The 12,898-nt window shown below is 61.2% G+C and carries 11 protein-coding genes; 8 read left to right on the top strand and 3 right to left on the bottom strand.

Translation table 11 applies throughout. The features are described from left to right. The first annotated feature begins 66 nt into the window (after window positions 1-66). The gene (locus MHK09_RS00995) at window positions 67-1,293 is read left to right on the top strand and encodes an HNH endonuclease signature motif containing protein (protein WP_250412384.1); all 1,227 of its coding nucleotides are present in this window, start codon (window positions 67-69) and stop codon (window positions 1,291-1,293) included. Between the two features lie 20 nt (window positions 1,294-1,313). On the opposite strand, the gene MHK09_RS00990 is transcribed toward MHK09_RS00995, so the two are convergent. From MHK09_RS00990 to putP, 3 genes are read right to left on the bottom strand one after another with little or no spacing between them, the layout of a single operon-like run. Then, complete coding sequence (locus tag MHK09_RS00990; protein ID WP_179386348.1) at window positions 1,314-1,763, bottom strand: DUF2269 domain-containing protein; 450 nt, start codon at window positions 1,761-1,763, stop codon at window positions 1,314-1,316. A 44-nt stretch (window positions 1,764-1,807) separates the two neighbouring features. Further along, the gene (locus MHK09_RS00985) at window positions 1,808-2,386 is read right to left on the bottom strand and encodes an HNH endonuclease family protein (RefSeq protein WP_250412382.1); all 579 of its coding nucleotides are present in this window, start codon (window positions 2,384-2,386) and stop codon (window positions 1,808-1,810) included. Between the two features lie 37 nt (window positions 2,387-2,423). After that, window positions 2,424-3,989 carry a sodium/proline symporter PutP gene (putP, locus tag MHK09_RS00980; RefSeq protein ID WP_250412381.1) on the bottom strand — a complete coding sequence of 522 codons (1,566 nt, stop codon included), beginning with the start codon at window positions 3,987-3,989 and terminating at the stop codon, window positions 2,424-2,426. 179 nt (window positions 3,990-4,168) lie between these two features. On the opposite strand from putP, the gene MHK09_RS00975 reads away from it, so the two are divergent. The 7 genes from MHK09_RS00975 to MHK09_RS00945 all read left to right on the top strand — a co-directional run bounded on the left by MHK09_RS00975 (window position 4,169) and on the right by MHK09_RS00945 (window position 12,849). Then, complete coding sequence (locus MHK09_RS00975; protein ID WP_494546139.1) at window positions 4,169-7,192, top strand: DEAD/DEAH box helicase; 3,024 nt, start codon at window positions 4,169-4,171, stop codon at window positions 7,190-7,192. Between the two features lie 3 nt (window positions 7,193-7,195). Then, the gene (locus tag MHK09_RS00970) at window positions 7,196-8,017 is read left to right on the top strand and encodes an SWIM zinc finger family protein (RefSeq protein WP_250412378.1); all 822 of its coding nucleotides are present in this window, start codon (window positions 7,196-7,198) and stop codon (window positions 8,015-8,017) included. Next, window positions 8,017-9,135 carry a metallophosphoesterase family protein gene (locus tag MHK09_RS00965; RefSeq protein ID WP_200435168.1) on the top strand — a complete coding sequence of 373 codons (1,119 nt, stop codon included), beginning with the start codon at window positions 8,017-8,019 and terminating at the stop codon, window positions 9,133-9,135. The genes MHK09_RS00970 and MHK09_RS00965 overlap by 1 nt, the downstream gene beginning before the upstream one ends. Next, complete coding sequence (locus MHK09_RS00960) at window positions 9,135-11,720, top strand: AAA family ATPase (RefSeq protein ID WP_250412377.1); 2,586 nt, start codon at window positions 9,135-9,137, stop codon at window positions 11,718-11,720. Before MHK09_RS00965 ends, MHK09_RS00960 begins: the two co-directional genes overlap by 1 nt. Window positions 11,721-11,725: 5 nt before the next feature. Continuing rightward, window positions 11,726-12,232, top strand: a complete 507-nt coding sequence (locus MHK09_RS00955; RefSeq protein ID WP_250409345.1) for a MarR family winged helix-turn-helix transcriptional regulator — start codon at window positions 11,726-11,728, stop codon at window positions 12,230-12,232. A gap of 5 nt (window positions 12,233-12,237) precedes the next feature. Next, entirely contained in the window at window positions 12,238-12,537 is a 300-nt protein-coding gene (locus MHK09_RS00950; RefSeq protein ID WP_250412375.1) for a molecular chaperone GrpE, read from the top strand. 108 nt (window positions 12,538-12,645) lie between these two features. Next, window positions 12,646-12,849 (top strand): hypothetical protein, encoded by a 204-nt coding sequence (locus MHK09_RS00945; protein ID WP_005323426.1) that lies wholly within the window; start codon window positions 12,646-12,648, stop codon window positions 12,847-12,849. The last annotated feature ends 49 nt before the right edge of the window (window positions 12,850-12,898 follow it).

Genomic DNA, 12,898 nt, shown 5'->3' with positions numbered 1-12,898 from the left:
TGTCGGAGGGGTTTTGTATACTGAAAGCGCAAACATGTTCTAGATAAACTTCTGCGGGGGAAGTCCATGAATGCGCCCTACTTTGCCAATACCAATCCAGCAAATTCCACCTCACAAGCAGCAACAGACATTCGCAAGGCCGAATACCTCCTCTGGAAGCGCCTACATCCAGACCCGGATGACGATATCGAAATAATTAGCCAATCACTGTCGGATCTCACCGGAACACGGCAGTCCCGAATTAGAAATATCATTTTCGCCTTTGAGCGATTGCAGGAGCTGCCGCGCCTTAAAGCCCGGCAGGAAGAGCACTATCACTTAGATTTAGACCGCTTAATTACCATCGACCAGACGCTGTCCAAGTTGGGCGAGATTGAGACCGAACAATGCGTGCTTATCGACGCCGAATTAACCACCTACCTCACCCCCAAACGCCCCAACCAAAAATTACCGTCCCATCGCAACCTGCGGCGAAAGCTTCGGGAGCTCATTGTCCGCCTTGATCCCACCATCGCTGCACGCGATCCGCGGCGCAAGGAGTCTTATCACCTCGAGCCTACAGGCGGGGAGTGGGCCGCAGTGTGCCTAGACGTGGGCTTAGAGACTGCCGAAATCATCGACCGAAATATTCGCGGTGTAGCCACGGAGAAGGACATCTCCTTGGCTCAGGCTGCGGTCGAGTTGCTTACCGGTGAGGCTGAGGCCAAGGCGAAGGTGGTGCTCAATATGTACCGCTGCGATCTGCCGGATGCTCCCGCCTTCGTCCAAAGCTTGGGTTGGGTTTCGCCTGAGGTGGCCGATGACATGCAATCGCGGGCCACGACCGTGCGCGACATGGAGAAGGCGGCAGAAGATGAAAGCGGAAACTACGTCACCCCGCCGCATATTCGCGCCTTTGTGGAATGGCTCGATGGAACCTGCCGGTGGCCCGGATGTACGCGGCCGGCGATGGCTTCCCAGATGGACCACCGGCATGACTTCGCTGACGGAGGACCTACTTCGGCGGCAAACTTGACCTGCCTGTGTCAACATCACCACAACATCAAGACTGATGGGCGGGCGTTTTATATCAAGGATCCAATTAGCGGGGACGTCGTCTGGCTCTTTGAAGATTCGACTTGGGTCTATGACGAAGCCAGCGGGCCGCTTGCACCGAAGAACCGGAGGTGGGCGCAGACTGTGGCACAAGCGACGCAGCGGCGTCGGCAAAATGCGCACGAGGATGCACAAAAGTTGAAAGAGGAGCTGGAAAACGAAAAGAGGGACAGTGAAGACACTGTCCCAGAGGAGTAAATGGCTTTCTAGAGGGCCACTTAGAAGTTGACGTACATCAGGATGAGGCAGATGATCCACAGAAGGTTGAATACGCCGCCGAATGCGGACAGCGGCTTCTTTGCTGCCGCGTAGTCGAAGGATTCAGTGGACTCGAGGGCGGCCATTGCCTTCTTCTGCTTTGGCAGAATGACGAAGAAGAGCAGGCACCATGCGACGATGGCAACCAAGATGGCGATGTGGAAGTTCACTTCGGACTTGTAAGCGCTGATATCGGAAAGGAATACGCCGAGGCCGAGGATAGGCACGATGGCAGAGATGTAGCCGTAGGTATTGGTGATGTTGTGCAGGACGCGAGCGGAGCCGAGCGCCGCGTGGTCACCCTGTGCTGCCTTGGCCATCTGGGTCTGGAAGCTAGAGGTGGAAACGCATACTGGGCCGATCAAGAGAATGGCTGCGGCCACGTGGAGGAATACAAGGAAAGAAGTCATTGAAAGAACCCTTCAATCGCGGAAAGTTGCCACGTCAACCCTAATCAACTTCCGGTGAGTACGGCTAACCGACATTGCCTTTGCATCACCCGCACGTCCTTGGAAGGCAGGGGAAGGGAGTACTTTCGGGCGATGTCGGCGAGGCGGCGGGAATAGTCGCAGCGGTTAGCGGGAGGTAGCCATTCCGCGGGGAGGGCGTCTGACTTTTCTTGGTTGAGCTCACGGCTGGTGGCTACGAGATTGAGCGGATCGTTGCCAAAGCGGACCTTGGTTTCGCGGTCCCACTCAGACGCGCCAAGGTCATAGGCCGCGGAGAGGGGAAAGATGTGGTCGATCTCGATGGGTGAGGTAGCGGGAATGGTGGTGCCACTATAGGGGTCATAAAGAGTCCCGCTGCGGGCGTGGCAGGCGTGGAGGGGATCGCTGGATTGGCTTTCTAGAATGACCTCGCGGGTGGTGCAGGCGCCGTGGGGCTGCCAGATGCCGAAGTCTTCGCGGTTGTAGCCGGTAGCTTCGGGGCGGGAGGGCAGCGTGGTGACGTCAAAATGCGGAAAAGGCCACGCATACCATGCGCCGATGAGGACGGTGATGCATGATAGCGCGGCCAGGTAATAGGACTTCATGTCCTATTGGACTGCGAGGGGCCCGCGTTGGTTCCGATTACTTATCGGTGACCTTTTCTGCGGCTTCCTCAAAGTCGAGATTGGAGTTATTTTCCACGAGCTTGGCCAGCTTGGTGGCCTCTTCGAACTCGGTAACAACCTCCGGCTTTGGTTCCTTGGTGAGTTTGGTGACTACGACGGCCACGAGGAGGGCCAGGAAGAAGCCTGGGACCATCTCATAGAGGACGTCGGAAAGCGGGGACATGCCCCAGCCAATGGCCACGACGGCGCCGGTTACCATGCCAGCAATTGCGCCGGTGGAGTTGAAGCGCTTCCAGTACAGGGACAGCAGAACGATGGGGCCGAAGGCGGAACCGAAGCCAGCCCAGGCGAAGCCAACCAGGCCGAGGATGGAATCGGACGGGTTGATAGCCAGCAGAGCGGCGATGACCGCGATGGCCACGATGGCGGTGCGGGAGAGGTTGATGAGGACCTGCTCGCTGGGCTTCTTCTTAGCAAAGATGAGGAAGAGGTCCTCGATGAGGGAAGTAGAGACGACGAGCATCTGGGACGACATGGTGGACATGATGGCGGCCAGAACTGCGGTCAGGACGAAGCCGGCGGGCAGTGGGTGCATCATGGCCTGAGCCATATCCAGGAAGATGGTTTCGAAGTTGTCCTGGTCGGTGATGCTGTGGCCGGTCTGGGTGAAGTAAACGGTGCCAACGAGCGCGACGAAGATGGCGCCGATGACGGACAGGCCCATCCAGGTGACGCCGTAAAAGCGGCCCTGGCGGGCGTCGGAAGGCTTACGCAGCGCCATGAAGCGGACCACGATGTGTGGCTGGCCAAAGTAGCCCAGGCCCCAGGCCAGGTTGCCGATGATGACGCCAGCGGAAACACCGGCGAACATGGAGAAGTAGTTGTCATTTTCCACTATGCCATCGGTGCCGTAGGCATTATTGCTGGCGAAAGAGAAGATGGAGGCAGGATCGCTGAGAGAGACGATTGCCATAATTGGCACGATCATCAGGGCGACGAACATAAGCACGCCCTGGACGACGTCCGTGTAGGACACCGCCAAGAAGCCGCCGACGAAGGTGTAGAAGATGGTCACCGCGGCGATAACAAGCATGCCGGTGAGGTAGTCGCCACCGAAGGTGGACTCGAAGTAGCGGCCGCCGGAGACCATGCCGGAGGAGACGTAGAAGGTAAAGAAGAAGATGATGATGGCTGCGGAGATGATGCGCAGCAGGCGGGACTTATCGTGCAGGCGGTTTTCAAAGAAGGACGGCACGGTAATCGAGTTGGCCGCGATCTCCGAGTAAGAGCGCAGGCGCGGTGCGACCCACTTCCAGTTTGCCCAGCAGCCGACGAGCAGGCCGATGGCCATCCATAGCTCGGACATGCCGGAGAGGAAGAGCGCGCCAGGCAGGCCCATGAGGAGCCAGCCGGACATGTCGGAAGCGCCGGCGGAGAGAGCCGCTACGAATGGGTGCAGGCCACGGCCGCCCAAAACATAATCGTCATATTGATCGGTTTGCTTGTAGCTCCAATAGCCAATGGCTGCCATTGCGAGGAGATACACGATCATCGCAATGACGTACCAAGTTGAATCTTGCACGTTGTACTCCTTGTAGGTGTGTGATGACATTCTCACGTTAACGGGGTCACAAGGTTAACCCAAGCGAAAATACAGGTGTGGCGCAGATCTCCGTTTCGATTTTCTGTCGTTCAACTGGGAAAAGGGTGGAACATAACGAGCCTGTAACAAAACCAAAAGGGGCTGCTATGCTGGCGGCTATGGCTTCTTACCTCGTGCATGGACTGTGGCTCCCCGTTACGGGACTAGGTCTATGGATTGAACAGGTAGAAGGGCACAAGATCGTCATGCCCAATGCCGTTCCTGAGGGCACCTTCCCGCCAGCGGTGGAGTCCATCCTGGCGAAGAAATCCTTCCGCAACCGAGCGCGGGTATCGCTGCGCACGCCCAAGGGCAAGGATGTCTCCCTAATGGTGCCCATGGCGATGTTCGGACCCGAAGAGGCCGTGGCGGCGCTTGCCCAAATGGAGCACCTGAACCACAAGCCGCCGGCCACCATTGCGCCCGACCTCCAGTGGCTGATCCATGCCTACAGCGGGCTGTGCAAGTTCGTGCGCGCCGGCCGCGTGACCTTCCGGCTGGCTTACCAGGCCAATGAGTGGTTCCCCATGTGGCAGCTGGCCTCCGGCTTGGGCGAGCGCGGCTGGCTCGCGGAGATGATGGCGGCCGCGCCGGGCATTTTGCACGTTAATAATCGGGCGCTCTCCGATGACATGGCCGATGAGCTCACCCACTGGATTGCCTTCCGCGAGCTGCGGCCCGTGGCGGAGGCTCCTCGCCCGATGCCGTGGCACGAGTTTGCCCGCGCCCTACTCGATACGCGGCCGATCCGACGGGGACGCTCGCAGCTGCTGCGCGGGCTCAATGAGTGGAAGAATTCCATCTACGAGGTTGAGCTCCAGCTGGTCTACATCGTGGAGGAGCCGCTTGACGTTGACCCGGATACGGCCAAGTGGCCAGTGCGCGTGCGGGTGCGCTCGGGCACGGATTCTCCACGGCCGGTGTCGGCGCAGAGTTTGGATAGGGCGAGTGTGGAAAAGCTGCGCGAAGCTCACCGCAAAGCCGTGCGCATCGCACCCACGCTGGGGGAGACCGCGCAACTGCCACAGCCTGGCGACGGCGACTGGGACGTCTACCTTGAAACCCACCAGCTCACCCATTTTATTACCCACGAAGTGGATAAGCTCAAGGCCAGCGGCGTGACCGTCATGCTGCCCAAAGCATGGGCGCAAATGGAGACTAAGGCCAAGCTGGAAACCCACGAGGCCCGCGATCCGGCCGAGGCCGCCACGAAGAAGCACATCGGCATGAATAAGCTAGTGGACTATAACTGGCGCATGTCCGTAGGCGATGTGGAGCTGACCGAGGAAGAGATGGAGGACCTGGTCAATTCCAAGTCCGGCCTCATCCAGCTGCGCGGCAAGTGGGTCATGGCCGATAAGCAGGTCGTCTCCCAAGTTTCCGGCTACATGGACGCGCTGCGGGAGAAGGCCATCGCGCGCAAGAAGAAGGAGCTCGAGCAGCTAGCAGCCTCCGCGGAAATGGCCAAGCAGCTCGACGAGCCGGGGTGGCAAGCCCTGATGGCGGACGTGGAGCGCCGCCGCCAAGAATTCAACGAGGGCGGCGAGGAGCACGAGCAGGTCACCGTGGCCGAGCTGCGCGAGCTGGCGCTAGAGTCCATGACCCAAGAGCCCATTGAGTTCACCGGCAGCACCTGGCACACGGCGCTGCTCGGCGGGGTGGATAAGGTTGCCCCGGAGCGCGTGGAGATTCCCGCCTCCGTCCATGCGGAGCTGCGCGAGTACCAGCGCCGCGGCGTCGACTGGCTGTATTGGATGTCGCGCAGTGGCATTGGGGCAGTGCTTGCCGACGACATGGGGCTCGGCAAAACCCTCCAACTACTGTCCCTCCTCGCAGTGGAGAAGGACCGCGGTGAGCAGACCGGCCCCACCCTCGTGGTGGCACCAACGTCTGTGGTGGGCAACTGGGCCCGCGAGGCCCAGCGCTTCGTCCCAGACTTCAAAGTCATGGTGCAGCACGGCCCCAGCCGCCCGCGCGGGGAGGACTTTTTAAAGGAGGCCAGCGAGTGTGACCTCGTCATCACCACCTACGGCACCGTGGGCCGCGATTTTAAGGACATGGGCGAGGTGGGCTGGCAGCGCGTCGTCCTCGATGAGGCCCAGGCCATCAAGAATTCCGCGACGCGCTCGTCCAAGGCCGTGCGCTCGCTGCCCTCGGAACACCGCGTGGCGCTAACCGGCACCCCGGTGGAAAATCGCCTCTCGGAGATGCGCTCCATCCTGGATTTCTGCAATCCCGGCGTGCTGGGCACCGCCTCCTTCTTCCGCAATCACTTTGCTAAGGCCATCGAGCGCAATAATGACGAGGAAATGTCCGAGCGCCTGCGCCAACTCACCGCGCCGTTTATCCTCCGCCGCGTCAAGACGGACCCGAATATCATCGATGACCTGCCGGAAACGTCCGAGCAGATCCTCACCGTATCCATGACCACCGAGCAGGCCGCCTTATATAAGGCACTGGTCAACCAGGTAAAGAAGGACCTGCAGGAGGCGACGGGCATCAATAAGCGTGGTTTGGTGCTGGCCTCGCTAACCCGCATTAAGCAGATTTGTAATCACCCCGCGCACTACCTGGGCGATAACTCGCCGGTGACGCTCAAGGGCAAGCACCGCTCTGGCAAGGTCAAAGAGCTCATGCGCATCGTGGATGAGGCCACCGAATCCGGCGAGCGACTCCTGGTGTTTACCCAGTACAAGGCCTTTGGCGATATCCTGCAGCCGTACTTAAGCGACCAGCTCGGCCGCGAGATCCCCTTCCTCCACGGCGGGGTAAGCAAGAATAAGCGCGACCAGATGGTGGAGGATTTCCAGTCCGAGGACGGCCCACCGGCGATGATCCTATCGCTCAAGGCGGGCGGCACCGGCCTGAACCTCACGGCCGCCTCTATCGTCGTGCACATGGACCGCTGGTGGAATCCGGCGGTGGAAAACCAGGCGACGGACCGTGCCTTCCGCATTGGCCAGCGCCGCAATGTGCAGGTGTATAAGATGATCACCGCAGGTACGCTGGAGGAATCCATCCAGGATATCTTGGACGGCAAGACGCAGCTGGCCGGCGCCGTGGTGGGCGAAGGCGAGGGCTGGCTTACCGAGCTAGACCCAGATCAGCTGGCCGCACTCATGAGCTACCGGGGGAGGGAGTAATCCATGGCTGTTAAAGGCGACGACAACGTCATCTATGCCAATTTTGGCACCCGCAAACGAGTAAGCACCCCGGCCGAGGTCAATCACGTAGACCGCAGCGGGCGCATCCTGTCCACTACGGCCTCGCGCATCGCGGCCTTTACCTCGCATGGCGCGGATCGCGGCCGGATTACCCGCGGCCGCCAGTACGCGGAGGGCGGACACGTCGTGGGCCTTGAGGTGCGCAATGGCGCCATCCACGGCCGCGTGGCTGGCTTCCAGAACGAGCCCTTTGCGGTGCTCATCCAGCTGCCGTACCGCAATAACGATGATATTGCCCAGCTGGCTACCGAATTCGCCCGCACCCCCAATTCCGTGGCCAATGCACGCAAGGGCCTGCTTGCCGACGCCGCCCTGGACACCCTCTTTGCCCCCGAGGCCGAAGACCTCCGCCTGACCTGCGACTGCCCAGATGGCGAGTACGTGTGCAAGCACATCGTGGCGGTAGGCGATAAGCTCGCCACCCGCGCTGATGCGGACCCGGCCGTCATTTTTAATATGCGTGGTCTGGATTTTGCCCGCCTGGAGCGCATGGTCTTAGAGCAGGCCAAGACGGTGAGCCGCGAAAGCTTTACCCCGAGCGACCTGTCCGAGGAAGAGAAGAATGACATCTTCTGGAACGGCCGCGAGCTGCCGAAGCTGCCGCAGCCCAAGGTCGCCCCGGCCATCGATGACTCCGATCCGGACCTGCTGCGCAAGGCCATGCGGTCGGTCTCGCATACCAACCTGGACCTCCTGCGCGCGGTATCCGATATTGAAGACCTCTACTATCACCTCTCGCACTAATGACTGCTACCACGTTTATCCACACCTCCGATTTTCAGCTGGGCATGACCCGGTGGTTCTTGAAGGGCGAGGCCCAAGGCCGGTTTAACGATGACCGCGAGGCCGCCATCGTGCGGCTAGGCGAGCTGGCCGAGGAGACCGGTGCGGAGTTCATCGTCGTGGCCGGCGACGTCTTTGAGCACAATGCCCTCTCGCGCGACATCCTTGCCCGCGCCACGGAGATGTTCAAGCGCCTGCCGGTGCCGGTCTATGTCCTGCCGGGAAACCACGACCCGCTGGTGGCGGATTCGGTCTTTTATAAGACCAGCGCGGAGAATGTCCACGTCATCGCAGACTCAGAGCCCATCGAGGTTGCACCCGGCGTGGAGTTGGTCGGCGCACCGTACCTGTCCAAGCGCGCGAATCACGACTTGGTCCGCCAAGCGCTCGAACCGTTGGAGCCAGCCGCGGGCATCCGCATCGCCGTCGGCCACGGCCAAGTGGATTCCCGCTCCGGCGAGGATGACGCCGATACCATCGACCTTGGCTTCGTCGAGGACTGCCTGGACCGCGGGGTGATCGACTACCTGGCGCTGGGCGATACCCACTCCACCGCCAGCCTCGGCACCACCGGCCGGGTGTGGTTTTCCGGCAGTCCGGAAACCACGGACTATAAGGAAACCAGCACCGGTGGTGGCGAGGCCGATTCCGGCAATGCGTTGGTGGTGCGCGTGGGGGATAAGGTGGACGTCGACAAGCGCCGCATCGGCCGCTGGACCTTTGAAGCCCTCGATGCCGCCGTGGATTCCGCCGAAGACGTCGAACGCTTCCTTGCGCGCCTAGGCGAATACCCCGATAAGGTGCGCACGGCCGTGAAATATAGTCTGCGCGGCACGCTCGGCGTCGCGGCGCATGCCCGCCTGCAGCGCGGATTGGATGAGTACGAGGCTGTGTTTGCGTCCCTGCGTCCGCGTGAGCGCACCATGGACCTTTACCTTGAACCCAGCGAAGAGGAATTGGCCAGCCTCGATATTTCCGGCTACGCGGCCGAGGCCCTGCATGAGCTGTTGGAGAACCGCGAGGATCCCGTCGCCCGCGACGCCGCCAACCTGCTATTCCGCCTGGAGGGACAGTCCTAATGCGCATCCACCGCCTAGAACTTAACAACGTCCGCGGCATTGAGCACCTGGTCCTCGATGAGCTGCCTGAGACCGGCGTCGTGGTCATCCATGGCGAGAACGAAGCCGGCAAGTCCACCATCGTGGAGGCGCTCGATGTGGTGCTCACCGAAAAGCACAGCGGCCGCTCCAAGCGCATTCGCTCCCTGCAGCCGGTGGGCAAGGACGTTGCCCCGGAAGTTACGGCCGAGCTGAGCGTAGGGGAGTACCGCTTCCGCATTGCCAAGCGCTGGCTATCTAAGAAATCCTGCGAACTGAATATTTCTTCCCCACGGCCGGCGCAATTTACCGGCAGCCAGGCCGACGATGAGCTGGAGCGCATCCTTTCGGAGCACTTGGATCGCTCGCTTGTCGACGCCCTCTTTATGCGCCAAGACGATACCGGCGAGGCCATCTCTGCCGTTGGCATACCCAGCCTGACCCGCGCGCTCGAGCGCGAATCCGGCCTAGCCGAGGACGAGGTCTCCGGCGACGATTCCGCGCTGCTGGCCCGTGTGGACAAGGAATACCAGCGCTACTTTACCGCGGCGAAGGGTAACCCGGCTGGCGAGTACAAGGACGCCGCCGCAGCCCTAGCCCGCGCCGAAGAGGAATACACAGAAGCCACCCGCGTACTGCACGAGCTCGACTCCGTGGTTGAGCGCTACGAGCAACTCGAGCGCGACCAAGCCGCCGCTGAAGCGGAGCTCCCCGCTGCCCGCGCCGACCTCACCGACAAGCAGGCGCAGGCCGAGGAAGCCGCTACCGCGCAGGCCACCCTGGACTCCCATAAGGCCACCCTGGCCCGTGCTTCAGAGGATCTTGCCCGTGCGAAAGCCGCCGTCACCGAGCGCGCCGAGCTCGTCACCGCGGCCGAGGAAGCCGCCACGGCCACCGAGGCCGCCCAGCACAAACTCACCGCCGCACAAGACAAGGCAAAAGAAGAAACCGCGGTCAAAGAATTGCTGGAGAAGCAACTAGCGGAGGCCAAAGAGGACTATGCCGCCGCCCGCAGCACTTTAAAGCAGGCACGCCGCCTGCAGGATAAGCAGAAGTTTGAGCAGCTCAGCGCCCGTCTGGAATCGCTTGACAGCCTAGCCGCCAAAGTAGACCAAGCCCGTGCGACCATCGCCCAGCGCGGCCGCGAGGTCACCGCGGCCGATATCACCAGCCTGCATAAGGCAGACTCAGCGCTGTCGGTGGCCGAGCGCCTGCACGAGGCTGCCGCCGCCAAGGTGCATTTTTCCGGACCTGCTGGCTCTACCATCCGCGTCGATGGCGAGGACATCGAGGTGGGGGAGGACACCGCCGTCGAGCTTGTCGATTCCCGCGTAATCACCATCGGCGATATCACCGCCCGCTTCTCGGCCGGTTCCTATTCCGCGGAGGACACCCAGCGCGATGTGGAACAGGCCCGCACACGGCTGCACGAGCTGCTCGATAACCTGGGCGTAGGTTCAGTGGCTGCGGCCGAAGAAGCTCATGAGACGCACCGTGCGCAGAACGACGACCTCGATGCCGCCACTCGCGCCCTTGCCGCGGAACTGGGGCCGGATGATTTGGGCGAGCTGCGCGCCCAGCATGCTGCGCTGGCTGAGAAGATCGCGGACCTTGCGGACGTGGAAGAGGTAGATGTCGCCGCCGCCGAAACCGCGGAGGAAGAAGCTAGCGAAAAGGTCGATGCGCTCGACCGCGAACTCGTGCCGTATCGCGAAAGCCGCCTGGCCCATGAGGCTGTGCGCCTCGATGCCGAACTTGCCGCGGCCCGCGAAAACGCGCAGCGCGTGACTCGAGACCTTTCCTCCGCGCGCGAACGCGCCGCCGACGAGGACCTGCGTGCCGAGGTCATCCGCCTGGAATCCGTAGTGGCGGACCTGCGTAGGCAACTGGATCAGATGGAAGCTGTGGACCTTAAGACCGCCAACTCCTTGGTGGAAGGCGCGCAATCCCACCTGGATTACCTCACCGAGCGCATCCAACGCTGCGAGGTGGATCTTGGCCGGCTTTCCAGCGAGGTGAACTTCCACTCCGGTGCCGCCGAGCGCGCCCAACAGGCCACCGCGGCGGTGGAGATGGCCCGGGCGGTGTACGAGAGCGTCGATAAGCGCGCCCAAGCAGCCCGCTATCTGCGAGAACTTTTGCTCAAGCATCGCGATGCCGCCCGCCAGCGCTACGCGGCACCCTTCGTGGCTGCTCTCTCACAGCTAGCCCGCACCGTGTACGGCGGCGACATCACTTTCGAGCTCGATGACGACCTTCGCGTGACCACCCGCACTCAGGATAATGAGACGGTGAGCCTAGCGAGCTTGTCCGGTGGCGCCCGCGAGCAGCTGGCCATCCTCACTCGCTTTGCTATCGCGCAATTAGTAGGGCCGGAGTCGGTTCCCGTCATCGTGGATGATGCGCTGGGCTCTACCGATGCACGCCGCCTGCAGCTTATGGCCACGCTGTTTTCCCACGTGGGACGAGACAACCAGGTATTGGTCTTTACCTGCATGCCAGAGCGCTACTCCCGGGTGCCGGGACGCGACGAGCGCGACATAGCTTCCCTCAAAGGGGTAATCTAGGTCCCATGCCTTATCAAACTCGCTGGTTAGACGACGAAGAGCAGGAGCTATGGCGCCTGCTCCTTGGCGCCGTGCGCAAGATCGATAGGGGAATGGAGGAAACGCTCAAGGCCGGCGGCGAGGTATCTGCCTCCGAGTTCGCCGTCCTCGTTGCCCTGTCCGAGGCACCGGAACAACGCCTGCGCCTGCACGAACTGTGCACGCAGCTGGAGTGGGACCGCTCCCGCGCCTCCCACCAAGTAACTCGCATGGAAAAGCGCGGCCTGCTCACCAAGGAACCAGACGAGGAAGATGCTCGCGGCATCAACGTGTGCGTGACCCACGTGGGCCTAGAACACCTGCGGCGTGCCGCTCCGGAGCACGTGGAATCCGTGCGCCGCATGGTCTTTGACCATCTGCAACCCGAAGACGTACCGGCGCTGCGGCGCTTTTTTGCCGGAGTTCTTCAGGTCAATAACATCCCGGGCTATGAGGGGTACGTGCCAGATTCGCTACTACACGGAAAGGATTAAGCTCCATGATGGGACAAGAGCTCTTTGAGCACCCAAAGAAGCAGTATAAGACCTACGGGATCACCGCGTTGGAGGAGCTTAGCCCGCGCATCGGCGATCCAGAGGTGCACTTGGACGACGCCGCCAGCGAGGACCAGGTTGCCGCCATGGAGGAGGCACTAGAGGCCTACCCAGATTCCGCTCTCACCTATGACCAAGACGCCGAGCTGTGGATCGTCGGCGCGGAAGAGGACATTGAGCGCATGCTTGGTGACCGCGAGTCCTTCGTAGAGGCGCTGCTCAATGATGAGGACCCAGGAATTTAATTGCCGAATTTCGGTGTCAATCAAAAGTGCGAGGAATGCGGCCTTGCGGGCACTTAACTGTTAAGATATCCGTAGTTAATCCTCGGTGGATCGAAAGGTTTTATCATTATGAACGAGCGTGAGGCTCAGGAACAGCGCGAAGCAGCAGCCCGCGATAAGAGCAAGGGCTGGGTTTCCGTCTTTGTGCAGTGGATCCCGAACATGCTGCTGGCACTGGTAATGGTTGCTGCCATGTTCTTCGGTATGTACTACATCGAGCACGGCACCTTGGACATCACTCAGCCGATCACCAACGAGTTCATTACTCAGTAGCTTCGGCACATAGAAGAATCCGGCTCCCGCACCACGGCGGGAAGCCGGA

The sequence above is a fragment of the Corynebacterium tuberculostearicum genome (genome assembly GCF_022347235.1).
Lineage (GTDB): Bacteria > Actinomycetota > Actinomycetes > Mycobacteriales > Mycobacteriaceae > Corynebacterium > Corynebacterium tuberculostearicum_F.
The sequence above is the reverse complement of the archived record's forward strand: the minus strand, read 5'-3'. Positions and strand labels throughout refer to the sequence as shown.

Coding starts and splice junctions, on each gene's coding strand:
- MHK09_RS00975 (WP_494546139.1), top strand. CDS start 4,169: ATGGCTTCTTACCTCGTGCATGGACTGTGGCTCCCCGTTACGGGACTA.
- MHK09_RS00970 (WP_250412378.1), top strand. CDS start 7,196: ATGGCTGTTAAAGGCGACGACAACGTCATCTATGCCAATTTTGGCACC.
- MHK09_RS00945 (WP_005323426.1), top strand. CDS start 12,646: ATGAACGAGCGTGAGGCTCAGGAACAGCGCGAAGCAGCAGCCCGCGAT.
- MHK09_RS00965 (WP_200435168.1), top strand. CDS start 8,017: ATGACTGCTACCACGTTTATCCACACCTCCGATTTTCAGCTGGGCATG.
- MHK09_RS00950 (WP_250412375.1), top strand. CDS start 12,238: ATGATGGGACAAGAGCTCTTTGAGCACCCAAAGAAGCAGTATAAGACC.
- MHK09_RS00985 (WP_250412382.1), bottom strand. CDS start 2,386: ATGAAGTCCTATTACCTGGCCGCGCTATCATGCATCACCGTCCTCATC.
- MHK09_RS00995 (WP_250412384.1), top strand. CDS start 67: ATGAATGCGCCCTACTTTGCCAATACCAATCCAGCAAATTCCACCTCA.
- MHK09_RS00990 (WP_179386348.1), bottom strand. CDS start 1,763: ATGACTTCTTTCCTTGTATTCCTCCACGTGGCCGCAGCCATTCTCTTG.
- MHK09_RS00955 (WP_250409345.1), top strand. CDS start 11,726: ATGCCTTATCAAACTCGCTGGTTAGACGACGAAGAGCAGGAGCTATGG.
- MHK09_RS00960 (WP_250412377.1), top strand. CDS start 9,135: ATGCGCATCCACCGCCTAGAACTTAACAACGTCCGCGGCATTGAGCAC.